20 protein-coding genes are annotated in these 19,425 nt (G+C 72.0%); 7 read left to right on the top strand and 13 right to left on the bottom strand.

Annotated features, from left to right (window positions below; translation table 11 throughout):
- Positions 1-53 precede the first annotated feature (53 nt).
- Entirely contained in the window at positions 54-1,076 is a 1,023-nt protein-coding gene (locus ACFWPT_RS05800; protein WP_380379874.1) for a M4 family metallopeptidase, read from the bottom strand.
- Between the two features lie 330 nt (positions 1,077-1,406).
- Between ACFWPT_RS05800 and leuA the strand changes: the two genes are divergently transcribed.
- The 4 genes from leuA (at position 1,407) to ACFWPT_RS05780 (ending at position 5,921) form a co-directional block, all read left to right on the top strand.
- Positions 1,407-3,203: a 2-isopropylmalate synthase gene (gene leuA / locus ACFWPT_RS05795; protein ID WP_063347512.1), complete on the top strand. Its 1,797-nt coding sequence runs from the start codon at positions 1,407-1,409 to the stop codon at positions 3,201-3,203.
- Between the two features lie 360 nt (positions 3,204-3,563).
- A complete protein-coding gene (locus ACFWPT_RS05790) occupies positions 3,564-4,106 on the top strand; it encodes a TerB family tellurite resistance protein (protein ID WP_380479819.1) in 543 nt (180 codons plus the stop codon).
- 224 nt (positions 4,107-4,330) lie between these two features.
- Complete coding sequence (gene recO, locus ACFWPT_RS05785; protein WP_063347510.1) at positions 4,331-5,077, top strand: DNA repair protein RecO; 747 nt, start codon at positions 4,331-4,333, stop codon at positions 5,075-5,077.
- 4 nt (positions 5,078-5,081) lie between these two features.
- Positions 5,082-5,921 carry an isoprenyl transferase gene (locus tag ACFWPT_RS05780; protein ID WP_380336833.1) on the top strand — a complete coding sequence of 280 codons (840 nt, stop codon included), beginning with the start codon at positions 5,082-5,084 and terminating at the stop codon, positions 5,919-5,921.
- Between the two features lie 78 nt (positions 5,922-5,999).
- Here the strand turns inward: ACFWPT_RS05780 and ACFWPT_RS05775 are convergent, their stop codons facing one another.
- Genes ACFWPT_RS05775 through ACFWPT_RS05760 form a run of 4 tightly spaced genes read right to left on the bottom strand, consistent with a single transcriptional unit; the run spans position 6,000 to position 9,234 of the window.
- On the bottom strand, positions 6,000-6,410 hold the full coding sequence (locus ACFWPT_RS05775) for a Fur family transcriptional regulator (RefSeq protein ID WP_063347508.1): 411 nt from the start codon (positions 6,408-6,410) through the stop codon (positions 6,000-6,002).
- A 35-nt stretch (positions 6,411-6,445) separates the two neighbouring features.
- The gene (locus ACFWPT_RS05770; protein WP_380479817.1) at positions 6,446-7,453 is read right to left on the bottom strand and encodes a metal ABC transporter permease; all 1,008 of its coding nucleotides are present in this window, start codon (positions 7,451-7,453) and stop codon (positions 6,446-6,448) included.
- Positions 7,450-8,214 (bottom strand): metal ABC transporter ATP-binding protein, encoded by a 765-nt coding sequence (locus tag ACFWPT_RS05765; protein WP_380479815.1) that lies wholly within the window; start codon positions 8,212-8,214, stop codon positions 7,450-7,452. Before ACFWPT_RS05765 ends, ACFWPT_RS05770 begins: the two co-directional genes overlap by 4 nt.
- Before the next feature lie 15 nt (positions 8,215-8,229).
- Complete coding sequence (locus ACFWPT_RS05760; protein ID WP_380379294.1) at positions 8,230-9,234, bottom strand: metal ABC transporter substrate-binding protein; 1,005 nt, start codon at positions 9,232-9,234, stop codon at positions 8,230-8,232.
- A gap of 182 nt (positions 9,235-9,416) precedes the next feature.
- Between ACFWPT_RS05760 and ACFWPT_RS05755 the strand changes: the two genes are divergently transcribed.
- On the top strand, positions 9,417-10,799 hold the full coding sequence (locus ACFWPT_RS05755; protein ID WP_063347506.1) for a glycine--tRNA ligase: 1,383 nt from the start codon (positions 9,417-9,419) through the stop codon (positions 10,797-10,799).
- Positions 10,800-10,887: 88 nt separating this feature from the next.
- Here ACFWPT_RS05755 and ACFWPT_RS05750 read toward each other — a convergent pair whose 3' ends face one another.
- From ACFWPT_RS05750 to ACFWPT_RS05725, 6 genes are all read right to left on the bottom strand, one after another.
- The gene (locus ACFWPT_RS05750; protein WP_380479813.1) at positions 10,888-11,967 is read right to left on the bottom strand and encodes a hypothetical protein; all 1,080 of its coding nucleotides are present in this window, start codon (positions 11,965-11,967) and stop codon (positions 10,888-10,890) included.
- A 68-nt stretch (positions 11,968-12,035) separates the two neighbouring features.
- Positions 12,036-13,145, bottom strand: a complete 1,110-nt coding sequence (locus ACFWPT_RS05745; protein WP_380379268.1) for a hypothetical protein — start codon at positions 13,143-13,145, stop codon at positions 12,036-12,038.
- Positions 13,142-13,720: an NADAR family protein gene (locus ACFWPT_RS05740; protein ID WP_380479811.1), complete on the bottom strand. Its 579-nt coding sequence runs from the start codon at positions 13,718-13,720 to the stop codon at positions 13,142-13,144. Before ACFWPT_RS05740 ends, ACFWPT_RS05745 begins: the two co-directional genes overlap by 4 nt.
- 59 nt (positions 13,721-13,779) lie before the next feature.
- Complete coding sequence (locus tag ACFWPT_RS05735) at positions 13,780-14,481, bottom strand: hypothetical protein (RefSeq protein ID WP_380379271.1); 702 nt, start codon at positions 14,479-14,481, stop codon at positions 13,780-13,782.
- A 107-nt stretch (positions 14,482-14,588) separates the two neighbouring features.
- On the bottom strand, positions 14,589-15,662 hold the full coding sequence (locus tag ACFWPT_RS05730; protein ID WP_380479809.1) for a methyltransferase: 1,074 nt from the start codon (positions 15,660-15,662) through the stop codon (positions 14,589-14,591).
- Positions 15,659-16,066, bottom strand: coding sequence for a hypothetical protein (locus ACFWPT_RS05725; RefSeq protein ID WP_380479807.1), 408 nt, complete (start codon positions 16,064-16,066; stop codon positions 15,659-15,661). The genes ACFWPT_RS05730 and ACFWPT_RS05725 overlap by 4 nt, the downstream gene beginning before the upstream one ends.
- A 3-nt stretch (positions 16,067-16,069) precedes the next feature.
- On the opposite strand from ACFWPT_RS05725, the gene ACFWPT_RS05720 reads away from it, so the two are divergent.
- Positions 16,070-16,273, top strand: coding sequence for a hypothetical protein (locus tag ACFWPT_RS05720; protein ID WP_380479805.1), 204 nt, complete (start codon positions 16,070-16,072; stop codon positions 16,271-16,273).
- 113 nt (positions 16,274-16,386) lie between these two features.
- Here the strand turns inward: ACFWPT_RS05720 and ACFWPT_RS05715 are convergent, their stop codons facing one another.
- The gene (locus ACFWPT_RS05715) at positions 16,387-16,620 is read right to left on the bottom strand and encodes a hypothetical protein (protein ID WP_380479803.1); all 234 of its coding nucleotides are present in this window, start codon (positions 16,618-16,620) and stop codon (positions 16,387-16,389) included.
- 206 nt (positions 16,621-16,826) lie between these two features.
- Between ACFWPT_RS05715 and ACFWPT_RS05710 the strand changes: the two genes are divergently transcribed.
- Positions 16,827-17,771, top strand: a complete 945-nt coding sequence (locus ACFWPT_RS05710; protein ID WP_380479801.1) for a phosphatidylinositol-specific phospholipase C — start codon at positions 16,827-16,829, stop codon at positions 17,769-17,771.
- 139 nt (positions 17,772-17,910) lie between these two features.
- On the opposite strand, the gene ACFWPT_RS05705 is transcribed toward ACFWPT_RS05710, so the two are convergent.
- Positions 17,911-19,368 carry an MFS transporter gene (locus tag ACFWPT_RS05705; protein ID WP_380479799.1) on the bottom strand — a complete coding sequence of 486 codons (1,458 nt, stop codon included), beginning with the start codon at positions 19,366-19,368 and terminating at the stop codon, positions 17,911-17,913.
- Positions 19,369-19,425: the final 57 nt, after the last annotated feature.

Here is a 19,425-nt window from a genome sequence, read left to right as displayed (position 1 = left end):
CGGGGCCTTCATCGTGGCTGCCGGAGGGGCTGCCGGAGGGGCCGCCGGAGGGTTCAGCCGGGGCTGACGCCCACCTGCGCCCAGGAGGCCGTCACGGTGTCCGCGACCGAGGACTGGTCGGGGTAGCGGGCCTTGGCGGCGGCCACGGTGGCCCGGGCGAAGGCGGTGAAGTCGGCGTCGGCGGCCAGCTGGTGGCCGGTCAGGGCGTCGTACCAGATCCGCCCGGCGCGGTCCCAGGCCTGGCCGCCGAGGGCGGTGGCCAGCAGGTAGAACGCGTGGTTGGGGATGCCGGAGTTGATGTGCACGCCGCCGTTGTCGTCGGTGGTGTCCACGTAGTCCCGCATGTGCGCGGGCTGCGGGTCCTTGCCGAGCCGGGGGTCGTCGTAGGCGGTGCCGGGGGCCTTCATCGAGCGCAGCGCCACGCCCTGGATGCCGGGGGCGAGCAGTCCGGCGCCGATCAGCCAGTCGGCGTGGGCGGCGTCCTGGCGCAGCGCGTACTGCTTGACCAGCGAGCCGAAGACGTCGGAGACCGACTCGTTGAGCGCGCCGGGCTGGTCCTGGTACTGCAGGCCGGCGGTGAACTGGGTGACGCCGTGGGTGAGTTCGTGGCCGATGACGTCGACGCAGGCGGTGAAGTCGCCGAAGATCTCGCCGTCGCCGTCGCCGAAGACCATCTGGTGGCCGTTCCAGAAGGCGTTGTCGTAGTCCTGGCCGTAGTGCACGGTGGCGTCCAGGCGCAGCCCCCGGTTGTCGATCGAGCGGCGGCCGAAGACGGTGGCGTACAGGGCGAAGGTGTCGCCGAGGCCGTCGTAGGCGTGGTTGACGGACTGGTCGGCGACCGGGGCCTGGCCCTCGGTGCGGACGGTCCGGCCGGGCAGCCGCTGGCTGTGGGCGGTGTCGGCGATCAGCCGGCTGGGGGTCGGGCCGGTGCTGACGGGCGGGGGAGGGGTGAGGCGGGCCGCGCGGTGCGCGGTGTCGAGCAGGAGGGAGCGGACGGCGGGCTCGTGACCGGCCTCGGCGAGGCGGTCCAGGACGTACGGCGGGACGATCGCGCAGATCGGAACTGCTGCAGTCATGTGGCCCAGGGTGAGGCCTCGATGACCGGTTGTCACCACTCTTGGCGTGACCGGTCGGTGTCTCAAGGGGTGGAACGGTGGCCCGGATCACTTCGGGGGCGCGCGGCCCTGGGTTACGCTGGGGCCATCATGCGCAACGGGCTGCTTCTTCTTAGCTGCCGCGTCGAGGGCCTGTAGTCCACAGGGCCGGCTCCCTCGCCGCGGGGATCGAGCTGTGCGCGTCATCCGGCGATCCAACGGAGGGTCGCGAGCGGCAGCTGCCGGCCAGTCGGTGTCGACCACCCCGACCCGCCCCCGCACCACGCATCACAGGAAGCCGAGAGTCATTCCATGACCGAGCAGAGCTCCGCCGCGCCCATCCCCGCCGGTCGCGCCTTCGTCGACCGTCCCACCCCGATCACCGCCGCGTCCGTGCGCCAGCTGCCCTCCGGCATGCGGTACGGGCGCTACCTGCCGTTCGACACCGTCGACCTGCCGGACCGCACGTGGCCGAGCACGGTGATCACCAAGGCGCCGCGCTGGCTCTCCACCGACCTGCGGGACGGCAACCAGGCGCTGATCGACCCGATGTCCCCGGCCCGCAAGCGCAAGATGTTCGACCTGCTGGTCGCGATGGGCTACAAGGAGATCGAGGTCGGCTTCCCGTCCTCCGGAGCCACCGACCACGCCTTCGTGCGGTCGCTGATCGAGGAGGGGGCGATCCCCGAGGACGTCACCATCTCGGTGCTGACGCAGGCCCGCGAGGAGCTGATCGAGAAGACCGTCGAGTCGCTGGTCGGCGCCCCGCGCGCGACGGTCCACCTGTACAACGCGACGGCGCCGCTGTTCCGTCGGGTGGTGTTCCGCAACGACCGGGCCGCCACCAAGGCGATCGCCACCGACGGCACCCGGCTGGTGATGGAGTACGCCGAGAAGCTGCTGGGCGAGGAGACCGTCTTCGGCTACCAGTACTCGCCGGAGATCTTCGTGGACACCGAGCTGGACTTCGCGCTGGAGGTCTGCGAGGCGGTCATGGACGTCTGGCAGCCGGGCGAGGGCCGCGAGATCATCCTGAACCTGCCGGCCACCATCGAGCGGGCCACCCCGAACGTGCAGGCCGACCAGTTCGAGTGGATGTCGCGCAACCTGTCGCGCCGCGAGTTCGTCTGCCTGTCGGTGCACCCGCACAACGACCGCGGCACCGCCGTCGCCTCCGCCGAACTGGCCTACATGGCGGGCGCGGACCGCATCGAGGGCTGCCTGTTCGGCCAGGGCGAGCGGACGGGCAACGTCGACCTGGTGACCCTGGGCATGAACCTGTTCTCGCAGGGCATCGACCCGCAGATCGACTTCTCCGACATCGACGAGGTGCGCCGCACCGCCGAGTACTGCAACCAGATGGAGGTGCACCCGCGCCACCCGTACGCCGGCGACCTGGTGTACACCTCCTTCTCCGGCTCGCACCAGGACGCCATCAAGAAGGGCTTCGACGCCCTGGAGGCGGACGCGGCGGCGGCGGGCGTCCCGGTGGGGGAGCACACCTGGGGCGTGCCGTACCTGCCGATCGACCCGAAGGACGTCGGCCGCACCTACGAGGCGGTCATCCGGGTCAACAGCCAGTCCGGCAAGGGCGGTGTGGCGTACGTCCTGAAGAACGACCACAAGCTGGACCTGCCGCGCCGGATGCAGATCGAGTTCTCCCGGATCATCCAGGCCAAGACCGACGCCGAGGGCGGCGAGGTCACCCCGGCCGAGATCTGGCGGGTCTTCGAGGACGAGTACCTGCCGACCCCGGACAACCCGTGGGGCCGGATCTCGCTGAGCGGTTCGCGCACCCTGACCACCGAGGACGGCCGGGACGCGCTGATCGCCGGCGCGCTGGTGGACTCGGTACCGGTGACCCTGACCGGTGTCGGCAACGGCCCGGTCTCCGCCTTCACGGACGCGCTGGCCCGGATCGGCCTGGACGTCCGCGTCCTGGACTACGCCGAGCACGCGCTGAGCGAGGGCGGCGACGCCCAGGCCGCCGCGTACGTCGAGTGCGCGGTGGACGGCAAGGTGCTGTGGGGCGTCGGCATCGACGCCAACACCGTGCTGGCCTCGCTGAAGGCGATCATCAGCGCCGTCAACCGGGCACAGCGCGGGTAGTTCGTACGAGTGAGATGTGGTGGGGCCGTCCTCCGGGGCGGCCCTTCGCCGCGCCTGGGGCCAGTTGTGTCCTGCGCCACATTTTTTCGGGTCGGAAGCCGTTCGAGGTACTGACACGTGCCGGTAACCATGGCAACATCGATCCACCGGAAAGCCGGGTCGGTGGGACGGCCTCGGTGTCCGGTCGCGTGACCTGCCCATTGTTGTGCAGGCCGTCTGCCATGTCTGGGGAGTGGCGCCGTGACCAGGTTGTGGGGTGTTCGCCCGCGGTGGCGGACTGACGTTCTCGGTGACTTCTTCTGCCCGGGCTGTGGCGGGGACCGCAACTACCGCCGGCAGCACGGCCGGCGGTGGCTGCGGTTGCTGGGGACCCCGGTGGCCCCGCTCGGCCCGGTGATCGGCAGCGTGCAGTGCACCAGCTGCCACGGCCGCTACGGCGTCGAGAGCCTGGAACAGCCCACCTCCGTACGGCTCGGCGCGATGCTGCGGGACGCGCAGTACACCATCGCGCTCGCCCTGCTCGCGGCCGGCGGCACCGCGCACCGCGCGGCCCGCGAGTCGGCCTGCACGGCGGTGCGCGAGGCCGGGTTCGAGGACTGCGGCGAGGCCCAGGTGCTGGCCGCGCTCGCCGCGCTGTCCGGGCTCGGCGGCGAACTCTACGACGCCCACGGGATGGCCGGCGGCCTGGCCGTGGAACTGCACGCGGTGCTCGAACCGCTCACCCCGCACCTGGCCCACCAGGGCCGGGAGCGGCTGCTGCTGCAGGGCGCGGCGATCGCCCTGTCCGACGGGCGCTACCTGCCGCAGGAGCGCGAGGCGCTGGCCGCGGTCGGGCGCTGTCTGGATCTACCGCAGTCGCGGGTCGGGGCGCTGCTGGAGGCGGCGACCCGGGCTCCGTACTAGACCTTCTCCGCAGGACGGCGCACCTCCTTTGCAGTACCGGGCCCGCCCCGTGGTGCCGGGCCTGTCGCGCAACCCCCCGAGCCATCTCCGATCCCCCACAAAACGGGCCCGAAATCCCCCTCCGGGCCCGCCGTGACCCGCACCGCTCGGTCCTCCCCCACGGACCCGGTGCGGGCAACACGGCTGTCGGCGGCCGGGGCGCGCCGTGGGGGAGAATGGTTCCCATGAGTCTTTTCCGGGACGACGGCGTCGTGCTGCGGGCGCAGAAGCTCGGCGAGGCCGATCGGATCATCACCCTGCTGACCCGGCACCACGGCAAGGTGCGGGCGGTGGCGCGCGGGGTGCGCAAGACCAAGTCCAAGTTCGGCGCCCGGCTGGAGCCGTTCTCGCACGTGGACGTGCAGTTCTTCAGCCGGGGGAGTGAGCTGATCGGCCGTGGGTTGCCGCTGTGCACCCAGGTGGAGACGATCGCGCCGTACGGCGGTTCGATCGTCACCGACTACGGCCGCTACACCGCCGGGACGGCGATGCTGGAGACGGCCGAGCGGTTCGCCGAGAACGAGGGCGAACCGGCCGTCCAGCAGTACCTGCTGCTGGTGGGCGCCCTGCGCACGCTGGCGGCCGGGCTGCACGAGTCGCACCTGGTGATGGACGCCTTCCTGCTGCGCTCGCTCGCGGTGAACGGGTACGGCGCGAGCTTCACGGACTGCGCCAAATGCGGGCTGGAGGGGCCGAACCGTTTCTTCTCCCTTCCCGCAGGCGGGGTCCTCTGCCCGGACTGCCGAGTGCCCGGATGTGCCGTACCCTCCCCTGAGACACTGGTACTGCTCGGGGCGCTGCTGTCAGGGGACTGGCAGACGGCCGATTCCTGCGAGCCGAGGTACTGGCGGGAGGGCAGCGGCCTGGTCGCGGCCTATCTGCAGTGGCATTTGGAGCGGGGCATCCGCTCGATGAGATACGTGGAGAAGTGAGCACATGGCAGCGCGACGGCTCTTCGGCGGCGGCAAGCAGAGGGAGTACCTCCCCCCGACCCCGCACCCCAGTGGCGCACAGCCCCCGAAGATTCCCGGCGAGCTGGTCCCCGAACACGTCGCCATCGTGATGGACGGCAACGGCCGCTGGGCCAAGGAGCGCGGACTGCCCCGCACCGAGGGCCACAAGGTCGGCGAGTCCGTCGTGCTGGACGTCCTCAAGGGCGCGATCGAGCTCGGCGTGAAGAACATCTCGCTGTACGCGTTCTCCACCGAGAACTGGAAGCGCTCGCCCGACGAGGTGAAGTTCCTGATGAACTTCAACCGGGACGTCATCCACCGCCGCCGCGACGAGATGGACGCGATGGGCGTGCGGGTCCGCTGGGCGGGCCGGATGCCCAAGCTGTGGAAGAGCGTCGTCCAGGAGCTCCAGGTCGCCGAGGAGCAGACCAAGGACAACGACGCCGTCACGCTCTACATGTGCGTCAACTACGGTGGCCGGGCCGAGCTCGCGGACGCCGCGGCGGCCCTCGCGGCCGACGTCGCCGCCGGGAAGCTGGACCCGAAGAAGGTCAACGAGAAGACCCTCGCCAAGTACATGTACCACCCGGACATGCCGGACGTGGACCTGTTCCTGCGCCCCAGCGGCGAGCAGCGCACCTCCAACTTCCTGCTCTGGCAGTCCGCGTATGCCGAGTTCGTGTTCCAGGACGTGCTCTGGCCGGACTTCGACCGCCGCGACCTGTGGCGCGCCTGCGAGCAGTACGCGAGGCGCGACCGCCGCTTCGGCGGGGCGATCCCGAACGAGGTGCCCGAGCCGCTGGACCTGCCCACCCAGCGCTGACGCGGTACGGCGGCGGTACGGCGAAGGGCCCGTGGGAATCGCTCCCACGGGCCCTTCGCCGTACCGGTGCTCCGCTGGTCAGACCTTCTTGGCGCACTCCGCGCAGGTGCCGAAGATCTCCAGGGTGTGCGCGATGTCGCTGAACCCGTGCTCCGCGGCGACCGCGTTGGCCCAGCGCTCCACCGCCGGGCCCTCCACCTCGACGGTGGCGCCGCAGTGCCGGCACACCAGGTGGTGGTGGTGTCCGCTGCTGCACCGGCGGTAGACGGCCTCGCCGTCGGCGGTGCGCAGCACGTCCACCTCGCCGGCGTCGGCGAGCGACTGGAGGGTGCGGTAGACCGTGGTCAGACCGACGGAGTCCCCGCGGTGCTTGAGCATGTCGTGGAGCTCCTGCGCGCTGCGGAAGTCCTCGATCTCGTCCAGGGCCGCCGAGACGGCGGCACGTTGCCGGGTCGAGCGGGCGCGCGGCGACGGGCCTGCGGTGGTCACCGTGGGTCCTCCTGGGGTGGTGGGCGTCTCGCACCTCATTGTGCCAGCCCCGCACCCCGCTCCGGAGTGATCGCGTCGGAGGAACCGCGGCCCGGGATCTGCCCCGGGATCTGTCCCGGGATCTGTCCCGGGATCTGATTCGGGGATTGCCCCGGGGATTGTCCCGGGACGGGTTCCGGCAGGGCGACGTCGCAGACCTTCGGTCCGGGGTCCGCGATGCCCCTGCGGTGGCGCCGCCGGGCGAGCGGCGCGGCGAGCAGGCTGAACACCGCGAAGACCGCGATGGCGAGCAGCACGATGGCCGGGCCGGAGGGCACGTTGAGGTGGTAGGAGCCGGTGACGCCGGCCAGCGAGACCACCACGCCGAGCGTGATCGAGGCCGCCTGGGTGGCGGCGAAGGACCGGGTGAGCTGCTGGGCGGCGACCACCGGGACCACCATCAGGGCGCTGACCAGCAGCAGTCCGACCACCCGCATCGCGACGGTGACGGTGACGGCGGCCATCACCGCGAGCAGCAGGTTGAGCGTGCGCACCGGCAGGCCGGTGACCCGGGCGAAGTCCTCGTCCTGGCAGATCGCGAAGAGCTGCCGGCGCAGGCCGACGGTGACCGCGACGACCACCGCGCCGAGCACCGCGATGGTGATCAGGTCGGTCGGGGCGACGGTGAGGATGGAGCCCCACAGGTAGCTCTCCAGCGAGCCGGCGCCGGCCTGGGCGGAGAGCGAGACGAGCAGCTTGCCGCAGGCCATGCCGCCGTAGAAGAGCATCGCCAGGGCGATGTCGCCGCGCTGGTTGCCGCGCGAGCGGACCAGTTCCATGGTGACGGCGCCGAGCACGCAGACCAGCACGGCCATCCAGACCGGGCTGGTCTGGAAGATGAAGCCGAGGCCGACGCCGGTCATCGCGACGTGTCCCATGCCGTCGCCCATCAGGGCCTGCCGGCGCTGCACCAGGTAGATGCCGACGGCCGGGGCGGTGATCCCGACCAGGACGGCGGCGAGCAGGGCGCGCTGCATGAAGTCGTAGGAGAGCATCTCGGTCATGCCAGCAGCCTCGGCGGGGTGTGGTCGGCGTGCGGGTGGACGTGGTCGTGGCCGGGCAGCGCGTGCAGTCCGGTGTTGGGCACGGGCGGGCCGTCGTGTGCGACGCAGCCGTCCCGCAGCACCACGGCGCGGTCGATCAGCGGTTCCAGCGGCCCGAGTTCGTGCAGCACGAGGAGGACGGCGGCGCCGCGGGAGACCTCGGCGCGCAGGGTGTCGGCGAGCACCTGCTGGCTGGTGGCGTCCACGCCGGCCATCGGCTCGTCCATGATCAGCAGGTCGGGGGTGCCGACCAGGGCGCGGGCGATCAGCACCCGCTGCTGCTGGCCGCCGGACAGGTCGGCGACGCCGTCCCCGGCCCGCTCCAGCATGCCGACGGCGGCGAGCGCGCGGTCGACCGCCGCGCGGTCCCGGCGGCGGAACGGCAGCAGCCGGTGCTGCGGCAGCCGCCCGGTGGAGACCACTTCGCGCACGGTGGCCGGCACGCCGGAGGCGGCGGTGGTGCGCTGCGGAACGTACCCGATCCGGTGCCAGGCGCGGAAGCCGGCGTACGGGATGCCGAACAGCTCCAGCGTGCCCTGCCCCAGCGGGACGGAGCCGATGACGGCCTTGACGGTGGTGGACTTGCCGGAGCCGTTGGCGCCGAGCAGGGCGACCACCTCGCCGGGCTGGACGGTGAGGTCGACGCCGCGCAGCACCGGCCGACCGCCGCGGGAGGCGACGGCGTCGCGGAGGCGGACGGCCGGGGGTATCGGGTGGGTCATGGTGCTGTCGTCCCGTCAGCTGGTGGGGGTGCCGGTCGCGGTGGGAGTGGTGCCGGTCGCGGCGGGGGTGGCGCCGAGGGCGGTCTGGAGGTTGGCCAGGTTCTGCTTCATGACCGAGAGGTAGTCCTCCTTGCCCGGGTCCTTGACGCCCTCCAGCGGGTCCAGCACGGCGGTCTTGAGGCCGAGGTCCTTGGCGACGGTGTCGGCGAGCTTGGGGCTGACCAGGGTCTCGAAGAAGATCGTGGTGACGCCGTTGTCCTTGGCGGCCTTCTGCACGTCGGCGAGGCGGGCCGGGGTGGGCTCGGACTCGGGGTCGACGCCGTTGATGGCGACCTGGGTGAGGCCGTAGTGGTCGGCGAGGTAGCCGAAGGCGGCGTGGCTGGTGACGAAGGTCCTGGACTTGGCGTCCTTCAGGCCGTCCCGGAACTCCTGGTCCAGCGTGGTCAGCCGGCCGACCAGGTCGTCGGTGTTCTTGCGGTAGTCGTCGGCGTGGGCCGGGTCGGCCTTGGCGAACCCGTCGCCGACGCTCTTGGCGATCGCCGCGTAGCGGGTCGGGTCGAGCCAGATGTGCGGGTCGCCGGCCGGGCCGTCGTGCTGGTGGCCGTCGGCCTCGGCGGTGCCCTCGTCGAGGTGGTGGTCGACCAGCGGGCTGGCGGCGGTGGCGTCGATCTTGTACTTGGCCGAGGACTGGCCGACGGCCTGGTCGACGGTGGGCTGCAGGCCCTTGAGGTAGATGATCGCGTCGGACTTCTGGACGGTGGCGACCTGCTTGGCGGTGAGCTCCAGGTCGTGCGGCTCGACGCCGGCCGCGGTGAGGTCGGTGACCGCGACGTGGTCCTTGCCGATCTGCTGGGCCAGGTACTCCATCGGGTAGAAGGAGGCGACGACCTTCAGCTTGCCGTCGGCGCTCTGGGCGCTGCTGCTGCCACCGCAGGCGGTCAGGACGAGGGAGGCGGTGAGGGCGGTGGCGGCGATGGCTATCGAGCTGCGGGTACGTCGTCCGATCATCATGACAATCATTCTCATCTTATCTGGAAATGATTGTCAACTCACTCGGACGGGTGAACGGCAGGTGGCCGTGGCTGGGAGGGGCCGGACGATACCGATTTGAACCCCGTACCCGTATGGCCGGTAACCTGAGGTATTCGGGTACGCGCAACCAGCCGTGCCCTGACCGTGCCGTACGTACTGAAGAGAGCACTGTGGCCGCCGACAAGATCGACACGATCGTCAGCCTGAGCAAGCGCCGTGGCTTCGTCTACCCCTGCAGCGAGATCTACGGCGGCACGCGTGCCGCCTGGGACTACGGGCCGCTGGGCGTCGAACTCAAGGAGAACATCAAGCGCCAGTGGTGGCGCGCGATGGTCCAGGCCCGTGAGGACGTCGTGGGACTCGACTCGTCGGTGATCCTCGCGCGCGAGGTGTGGGAGGCCTCCGGCCACGTCGCCACCTTCAACGACCCGCTGACCGAGTGCCTCTCCTGCCACAAGCGCCACCGGGCCGACCACCTGGAGGAGAAGTACGAGGCCAAGCACGGCTTCCCGCCGCCGAACGGCCTCAAGGACGTCAACTGCCCCGACTGCGGCACCAAGGGCCAGTTCACCGAGCCCAAGGACTTCTCGGGCATGCTGAAGACCCACCTCGGCGTCACCGAGGAGGCCAGCGGCCTGGCCTTCCTGCGGCCCGAGACCGCCCAGGGCATCTTCACCAACTTCAAGGCCGTCCAGACCACGTCGCGCAAGAAGCCGCCGTTCGGCATCGCCCAGACCGGCAAGAGCTTCCGCAACGAGATCACCCCCGGCAACTTCATCTTCCGCACCCGCGAGTTCGAGCAGATGGAGATGGAGTTCTTCGTCAAGCCGGGCGAGGACGAGCAGTGGCACGAGTACTGGCTCCAGCAGCGCTGGGACTGGTACGTCGACCTCGGCCTGCGCACCGAGAACATGCGCTTCTTCGAGCACCCGAAGGAGAAGCTCTCCCACTACGCCAAGCGCACGGTGGACATCGAGTACCGCTTCAACTTCGGCGGCAGCGAGTACTCCGAGCTGGAGGGCGTCGCCAACCGCACCGACTACGACCTGCGGGTGCACAGCGAGGCGTCCGGCCAGGACCTCAAGTACTTCGACCAGGAGAGCGGCGAGCGGTACTTCCCGTACGTCATCGAGCCGGCGGCCGGCCTCAACCGCGCCATGCTGGCCTTCCTGATCGACGCCTACTTCGAGGACGAGGCGCCCAACGCCAAGGGCGTCATGGAGAAGCGCGTCGGCATGCGGCTCGACCCGCGCCTGGCCCCGGTCAAGGTCGCCGTCCTGCCGCTGTCGCGCAACGCCGACCTCTCCCCGAAGGCCCGCGGCCTCGCCGCCGACCTGCGCACCGCGTGGAACGTCGAGTTCGACGACGCCGGCGCCATCGGCAAGCGCTACCGCCGCCAGGACGAGATCGGCACGCCGTTCTGCGTCACCGTCGACTTCGACACCCTTGAGGACAACGCGGTGACCGTCCGCGACCGCGACACCATGTCGCAGGAGCGCGTCTCGCTCGACCAGGTCAAGGCGTACCTGGGCGCGCGACTGATCGGCTGCTGAGCCTGCTCCGCCCTTCTGGAGCCCCCGTTCGCCCCGGTCCGTCCGGGGCGGGCGGGGGCTCCTGCGTTCTGTTTCCCCGTCTGCGGTCCTACCGTCTGCCCCAGCGGGAACGGGGGGCCGCGGCCGGTTCGGTCGGCAGGCCGGCGCTGCGCAGGGCGGCCAGCGTCGTCCGGTGCCGGGCGCCGTCGGCGAGCAGCGCGGCGAGCAACCGCCCGTACAGCTCCGGGCTGGTGTCCAACGCGGCCGCCAGCTTGACCAGCTCCACCGGCGGGCGCAGCGCCGCCAGCTCGTACAGCAGGACGGTCGCGAGCTCGGCCGGCAGCTCCGTCGCCAGCGCGGCCAGCTCCGCCGTCGGCCGGCCGGCCGCCTGACGCAGCAGCGTCCGCACGTCGGCGTGCCGGCCCGTACGGCGCAGGCCGGTCGCCAGCGCCGTCAGCTCCGGCGTCGGCGCCGAACCCCACTCCCACAGCAGCGTCGCGCCGTCCGCGCCCTGCCCGGCCCGCTCCAGCGCGGCCAGCAGGGCGGGCAGTGCCGACGCCGGATAGCCCCAGAACGCGTGGAACAGCTCGGCCGCCTCCTCCGCCAGCCCCAGCTCGCGCAACTCCGCCAGCATCGCCACCGCCTGCTCGGGGGCGCACTGCGCGGCGCTCCTGGCCAGGTGCAGGGACGCGCCCGTCGGACCGCGCCGGGAGAGCATGCCGACCAGCAGCGCGGCGTCCGCCGGATCGAGGCCGGTGGCCGCCCGGGACAGCAGCTCCGTCGCCTCGGCGAAGGCGCCGGCACGGTGCAGGGCCGCCACCCGCTCGGCGAGGGCGCCGATGTCGGGGCGGGCGGGCCGGGCCTGGGGCGGCGGGGCCTGGGCCGGTTGCGGCTCCGGCGGTCGGCTCCTCAGCCGGTTCTCCAACGCCTCCAGCCGATCGCTCAGTTGGAGGCAGCGGGCGCCCAGGCCCTCGCGCAGCGTGCGCGCCTGCGCCAACTGCCGCAGCAGGTCCCCGTCCGGCCGCTGGCGGCCCGGCGCCGCCCGGATCGCCTCGTTCAACCGCCGCTCCCGCTGGCTCGCGTAGCGGCTCGCGCGGAGTAACTCGTCCAGTTCCGACCGGAGTTCGTACGCCTGCTGCTCGCCCTCCGGGTCCTGGCCCGCGGATTGTGCCGTCGGCCGCATGCGCATGATCGCCCCACCCCGTCCATCTCTCCCCTGACTGCGGGACATCCTGGCGTCGCTATATGGCGGGGGAGTTAAGGGAGCACGTCCAGTCGTGCGCGACTGGTGTCAAGGAGCGCGCAGACGGCGGTCGTGGCAAGAAGTGCGCCGGTCGCGCTCCGCAGCAGGGTCGCCTCGTAGTACGAGCCGGGTGCGACCACGGCGACGGCGCAGCCGACGGCCGCCCCGACCAGGGCGGCGGGGATCAGACGGACCGTCCGCACCGCCGGCAGGAGCACCACGAGCCCCGCGACGGCCGCCAGTTCGGGGGTTCCGAAGGAGACGCCGTAGCGGACAGCCAGCGCGGGGACGAAGAACAGGACGAGGGCCCGCCCGAGCGTGCCGGTCAACGCGGTGGTGTGCGGGCCGGCCGGACCGCCGCTCCACGGCACGAACCGGGTGGCGGCCAGGACCGCCAACGCGGCCAGCGCGCCGGCGAGATGGTCGCCGAGTCGGGCCAGGTTGTACAGCAGCGCGGTGTCGTACAGCGTCAGCATCAGCGTGCCGAACGCCCACAGGTCGAGGGTGAACAGCACCGGGCCGCGGGGTGGCCGGGCCCGTTCGCGGGAGGCCAGCCAGACGAGCAGCGGTGGTGTGACGAGCGCGGACACCGTCCGCAGCGCGATGTCGTCCACCGTGTACGGATTCCGCAGGTCCCACTCCACCGCGCAGAACGCCACCGTGTAGGAGGCGGCGGCGAGTCCGGTCAGCGGCGAGCGCATCGCCCGGACGTAGAGGCCGTGGTCCAGGCGTCGCAGCACGGCGGCGAACGCCAGGAGCACCAGCGGGAGTTCGAGGAACGCCTGGACGCGGAGCACGGTGGGCGCGAGCAGCTCGGGCGCGGGGAAGTGTGCCGCCAGCCAGTCGATCGCCGGGTTGCCGCGCGGCACGTCGAACCACCCGGGCGGCAGGTAGCGGGCGACGAACGCCGTACTCCCGCCCCGCACCCGCTGCACGTACACGGCGAACAGCACCTGGTTCAGATAGACGAGTGCCACGACCAGCGCCAGCGCCACCTCCGGGCCGAAGCGCCCCCCGCGCCCCGGCCGGACCTCCTGCCGCCGCCACGCCCTGGGCGCCAGGGCCAGCGCGGCAGCGGCCGACACCACCACCGTGCCGTCCAGCACCGGACCGACCGCCCTCATGCGGCGAGCCGTGCCCGCGCCTCCATCAGGGCGAAGCCGAGCAGGTTCAACCCCCGCCACTCGTCCGGCCGTTCCGCGCGGATGTTGTCGGCCGCGAGCCCGATGCCCCAGATCCGGTCCACCGGGCTGGCCTCGACCAGGACGCGGTCGCCGGTGCCCAGCAGGTAGGCGCGCAGCGCCTCGTCCTGCCCGAACTTCGCGACGTTCCCCTCGACGACCAGCTCGAACCGGCCGGCCGTCCAGGCCGCGTCGTCGAAACCCCTGACCAGTCGCCCCAGCTTCTTCGCCTCGGCCGGCGTGTGGGCCGCCAGCACCCGCTGCTCGATGGCCTCGTCCCCGAACATCCGGGCCTTGCCCGCCATCATCCAGTGTTCGGCGGACGCGTACGCCACCCCGTCGACGGTGAACTGCCCGGGCCGCCACTGGCTCAGGCACTCCCGCCGCGTCCCCCCGCCCTTCCGCTCGGTGTGCCCCCAGAACATCAGCCACTTCGGCCGCACCCCGGCGGCCGTCAGCGCCGCCAGCTCCGCCCGGCTACGGACGTCGGCAGGGCTCCCCACGCGCATCTCGCTCATATCGTCATTCTGACGCAAAGGGGGCCGTCGGGCCAGCGGGTTTTCGGTGGCCGGTCGGGTCAGTTGGCGGGCAGTGCGTTCGCCATGTCCCGGAAGCGGGGCGACACCCGCATCATGCCGTCCGAGCCGACGTTGAGGTTCTCGATCCAGCCTTCCCGGTACCAGAAGAGCGACGGGGTCAGCGGCGCCGGGTCGCCGGCCGCGAGCTCCTTCGACAGGTCGATCAGGAAGCGGATGGCGTTCAGCGACAGGCTGGTGCGGATCGGCACCGCGCAGAGTGTGTTGTTCGTCGGCAGGGCGACCAGAGCGCCGTTGGGCAGCTCGATGCCCCCTCCTAGGGCGTTCTCCAGGCGCAGCGCGTGGGCGGCTCCGGGCCAGGCGCCCATGCCGTTGACGGTGTGGATGGTGTCGCCGTTGGACGCGTCGAAGACCTGCCGGTTGAGCTGCTCGGTGGCCAGGTTCGCGAAGGCCCGCTCCCACAGCTCGGCCCGGCTGATGCTCCACTGGTCGGCGGCGTGTTCGGCTATCGACAGGGCCTCGGTCTTTCCGGCCCGCTTGCCGGCGTCCACGCAGAGGACGACCGACAACTCGTCGTCGATCTGCCGCGCCATCGGATCGGGCCCCAGGCCGCGGCTCCTGGTGATCAGGAGCCGCAGTCGGTCCCGGACCTCGAAGACCGAGATCTTCGCCAGCGCCTGGCACGGGCCGTGCTCGTCGCACAGCGGCCTCGGAAGGTTCTTGCGGCTGCCGAACAGCGGCATGGGTCACTCCTCGGGTGGTTGCGATGGTCGGACTGGGCCACAGCATTCCATCGGTTGGCCCTGCCGTCCCGAGATCACCCCATTCCCGAAGGTGTCCTGTCGATCTGTCAGATGGTGGCGTGCTCCCAGCGGAGGGCGGGGTGGCCGTCGATCCAGTAGTGGGTCGCCCGGTCGGTGATCCGCAGGCGGACGGCGGTGAGGTCGGGGCGTCCGGCCTCCTGCCAGGCGGTCAGGATGCGCTCGACCTCGTCCCAGAGCGGGGCCGAGCCGTATTGGTGGACCGTCCAGCCGTAGGTGTCGTCGGCGACCTCGGCGGCGGATTCGGGGGTGGCCAGGTAGTGGATCGACTCCAGATCCTCCCCGATCGATACGGTGAACTTGGCGCTGGGAAAGGCGAGTTGGGTGAGGATGGCCGGCGTCGGTTCGTTGAGGAGGGTGGGGGAGACGTGCGCCAGCCGGTTCGGTGCGGCCGCCTCCGCCCGGGCCGCGGGGCCCCCGGCCCGGGCCGCCAGGGGCTCGGGGCGGACGGGAGGGAGGGTGGAACGGTCGATGAACCGGCCGTCGGCGGTGCCGTCGGCGGCGACGGTGACCCTGGCCAGGCCGGCGCCCTCGGGCCAGGTGCCGACCGTGGCCAGGATCGTGCCGCCGGGCTTGGTCCGCTGCACCCAGGTGTAGGGGATGCGGCGCACCGCGTGGGTGGCGATCACCCGGTCGTACGTGACTTTCGGGTCGGCCTCGACGGTGCCGACGTTGCGCTCGCCGAGGAGGTGGCGGAGCAGGGCCGTCGAGTAGCCCGTGCCGGCGCCGATCTCCAACGCGGTGTGCCCGTCCTCGGCGCCCAGGGCGTCGATCATGCGGACGGTGGCGGCCGGGGCGGTGGTGGAGGCGGTGGGGAAGCCCCGGACGGGCGCGGAGGCCTGGTCGGCGGTCAGATGGCCGTTGAGTTGGGTGACCAACGACCGGTTGCTGTAAGCGAGTTCGACCCACTCTGTCGGATCGGCGCCGAGCTCCGTCACCGGCCGCCAGCGGCGCCTGCCGGTGGACACGAACACCCCGGGGCGCAGGAACGGCTCCCGGGGGACGGCCTCCACAGCCGCCCGCAGCGCCGGGCTGGTCAGGGCGCCGCCCGCCTCAAGCCGGTCGGCGAGTGCGCGGCGGGCTGCTGCGGTGTCCGGGGTCACGGTTCTCCTTCCTGGGGCGGGCGTGTGCGTCTGCGCTGGATCGCCCTGCTGAGTGCGGAGTTGACCAGCACGGTGACAACGCAGAGTACGAGGAGGAGGAAGAGGTTCGCCATGCCGGGGTCGCCGTGGCGAAGCGAGCGGGAGGCGAGTACCCCTGCGCCCGCCCCGGTCGCGATGGAGAACGCTGCGGCGGCGACCAGGGCGGGGCGGGGGCGGGGCGGTAGCGTCACGAGTTCTGCGGGGGCGGCGGGCCGATGTCCTCGGGCCGGGCCGTCCACTCGACGCCGCCCCGGGGGGCGGAGGTGGAGGAGGCCGGCGACGTGGTCCATGGCGACGCCGAGTCGCCCGGTGTAGCTGTCGTGGACGAGAGCGGCGTCGGGGGCGGTGGGAGTGGCGGCCGTCACGGGGTGAGCCAGCTGTCGAGCCGCACGGTGATCAACTTCCCGTTCGCACCCACGACTTTCGAGCGCGCTCATGCGCTCCTCGAAGGGATGCTCTCGCTGATGACTTTCGCAGAGGCGCCCCCGATGACCTACCTTGAAGGTCCCCCTGCTGCCTGGCAGTCCTTCGTAACCGCCGTTCGGGCGGGCGAGTTCGGCGCCACCATCTGATCTCGCGGCCTTGGGCCCCCGCGCCCAAGGCCGCCGTTACCGCCGGAGGCATCCCGCATGGCCAGGCGTGACTACGAGGACACTCCTGCCGCACTCCCGTCGTGCGCCGAGGCCTAGGAGTAGTGCTTGTGCAGGTCGTCGGTGATCAGTCCGGTGCCGTGGTGGACGGCCAGGCTGGAGTAGGTTCCGCGCAGTTGGGCGGCGTGCGCGGTTCGCTGGTGTTCGATCAGCAGCCCCTCGGTGTCGTCCGAGTGGCCGCTGCGGGCGCGCTCCCGGCGGCCCAGGAAGACGGTCGTGCCGATGATGGTGGCCACGAGTGCGACCAGGAACGCGATGACGAAGGTCATGAGGTCTCACCTTTCCCCCGGGCCTGGATCGTCCCATGACGAACCATCTCCACGGAAGGGTCAATTCCACCCGACCCGCCGCAGGAGAAGTCGACCAGGCCGACTTCCTGCGCCGGGCGCCACGGGTTTCGGGGCCCGCCCCATCGAGCAGATCGGGGAGGGGGCATGACAATTCCCCCTCCCAGAGGTCGATGTGAGGAGCCCGCATGAGCCCCACCCGTCGTGACGTCCTGCGCTGGGGAGCCGGTGCCGGCGGCGCCCTCCTGGCCGCCGCCGCGTTCAGCCCGGACGCGGCGGCAGCGGCGGCGGCAGCCGCAGCCGTCAGCCCGTCCGCCTGGATGAGTGCCCTGGACGACGCCACTCCGCTGACCGCCCTGACGATCCCCGGCACCCACGACTCCTGCTGCACCGATCCGCTGCACGGTACCGAGTGGTCCCACACCCAGAACTGGGGCCTGCCCGAGCAACTCCAGCGCGGCATCCGCTTCCTCGACATCCGCTGCAACGGGCTCGCCGGGACGGCCGACGAACTCGGCATCTACCACAGCGACAACTACCAGTACGTCCGCCTCCAGGACGTCCTCGACCAGTGTCGCGCCTTCCTCGCCGCCAACCCGGGCGAGGGCCTCGTCATGCGCGTCAGGAACGAGTACGCGGGCGGGAACCGGCTCGACGACACCGAGTTCCAGCGCCGGATCAACCACTACCTGGACGGCCTCGGCTATCGGGGCCTGTTCTGGACGAACCCCTGGTGGCCCACCCTCGGCCAGGCCCGCGGCCGCGTCGTCCTCGCCGCCGACTTCGCCAACTCCTGGTCCGTCATCCAGTGGTCGAGCGCCACCAACACCTGGTTCGCCACCCAGGACACCTTCCAGGGCATCAGCCTCGCCGCCAAGTCCAAGGCCGTCACCGACTGGTTCGACCGCGCCTTCCTCGACCAGGGCTCCCCGCGGATGTACGTGAACTTCACCAGCTACGCCAACGGCGGCTGGCCCAAGGTCAACGCGGCCGCCATCGTGCCTCCCGTCCGCGACTACCTGAACGCCCGCCGCCAGCAGCCCGCCCACTTCGGCATCGTCCCGATGGACTTCCCCGACTTCCACACCGACGTCCTGCAACTGCTCATCGACAAGAACTTCATCGGCCGCTGACCGGTCCCCGGACCGGCCCGCTGACCGGTCCCCGGACCGGCCCGCCGACTCGCCGTTGCTCACGCTCCGCGACGTGCCGGCGGCCCCGCGATCGGGTGTCGATCGCGGGGCCGTTGCCGTGGCCCGGGGCCGGGGGGGCTCAGCCGATGGAGCGGGGGAGGCGGGTGGTCAGGTACAGGATGACGAAGGAGCCGATGAGCTGAAGGCCCAGGCAGAGGGCGAGGGCGCGGTCCATGCCGAGGCTGGGGGAGAGCGACAGGTAGAGGGTGCCGAGGGTGGCGACGCCGAGGGCGAGGCTGGACTGCTGGCCGGTGGCCAGGACGCCGCTGCCGACGCCGGCCCGGGCGGCGGGCACCTTGGCGAGGACGACGCGGAACAGCGGGGTGCCGATCAGGCCTTGTCCGATGCCGGCGAGGGCGACGCCGGGCGCCATCCGCAGCGGGGAGAAGTGCGACCAGTCGGCGAGGACGGTGACGGCGAGGGTGGCCAGGCCCGCGGCCTGGATGACGGCGCCCGCGCTCAGCACCCGGCTGCCGTAGCGGCCGATCAGGCGGGGGCCGGAGAGTGAGGCGGTGAAGTAGCCGACGGCCATCGGGACGAGCGCCCAGCCGGCCGCGACCGGGCCGAGGTGCAGGCCCTGCTGGAGGGCGACGGCGATGACGAACATGAAGCCGCCGAAGCCGGCGAAGTAGGGCAGGGCGATGCCGAGGCCGCGCCGCATCTCGGGGATGCGCAGCAGGGACGGCGGCACCAGCGGGGTGGCGCCGCGCTGCTCCGCCCGGCGTTCGACCAGGACGAAGGCGGCGGCGAGGACGGGGAACAGTGCGAGCAGCACCCAGGACCAGAGCGGCCAGCCGGCGGCGCGGCCCTCCATCAGCGGGACGAGCAGGGCGAGCAGCGAGGCGGTGAGCAGGACGGTGCCGGGCACGTCGACGCGGGCGGCCTGGGTGGCCCGGCTCTCCGGGACGTAGCGGACGGCGAGGACCAGGGCGAGCAGCGCGAACGGCACGTTGAGCAGGAAGACGGAGCGCCAGCCGGTGCCGAACAGGTCGGCGGCGACGAGCATGCCGCCGAGCACCTGCCCGATGACCACGGAGATGCCGCCGACGGCGCCGTAGATGCTGAGGGCGCGGCCGCGCCGGGTGCCGTCGGTGGCGGCGGTGATGGTGCCGAGGACCTGCGGGATCAGCAGCGCGGCCGAGGCGCCCTGGGCGGCGCGGGCGGCGACCAGGGTCCAGGCGCCGGGGGCGAGGCCGCAGGCGAGCGAGGTGAGGGCGAAGGTGGCGGCGCCGACGACGAAGAGCCGGCGGCGGCCGAAGATGTCGCCGAGACGCCCGCCGAGGACGAGCAGGACGGCGAAGGCGATGCCGTAGCCGGCGGCGACGAGTTCGAGGACGGCGGGCCCGGCGGCCAGGTCGTGGTCGATGGTGGGCAGGGCGACGTTCACGATGAAGAAGTCGAGCATCGGCAGGAAGGCCCCGAGCAGGACGGTGACCAGCCCGGCGGTGCCGAGGGAGGGGGCGGCGGCCGCGGTCGCGGTGCCGGGGGTGGTGGCGGCGCGGACCGGGTCGGGGGCGACGGCGAGTTGTTGGGTCACGGGTCCTACGATCCGCCTGGCCGTACCCTGGTACCAGAGTGTGGTTATCCAGGTATA

The organism is Kitasatospora sp. NPDC058478 (assembly GCF_042720345.1).
GTDB lineage: Bacteria > Actinomycetota > Actinomycetes > Streptomycetales > Streptomycetaceae > Kitasatospora.
Note: the sequence above shows the minus strand (reverse complement) of the source record. Positions and strands in the feature narration are given on the sequence as shown.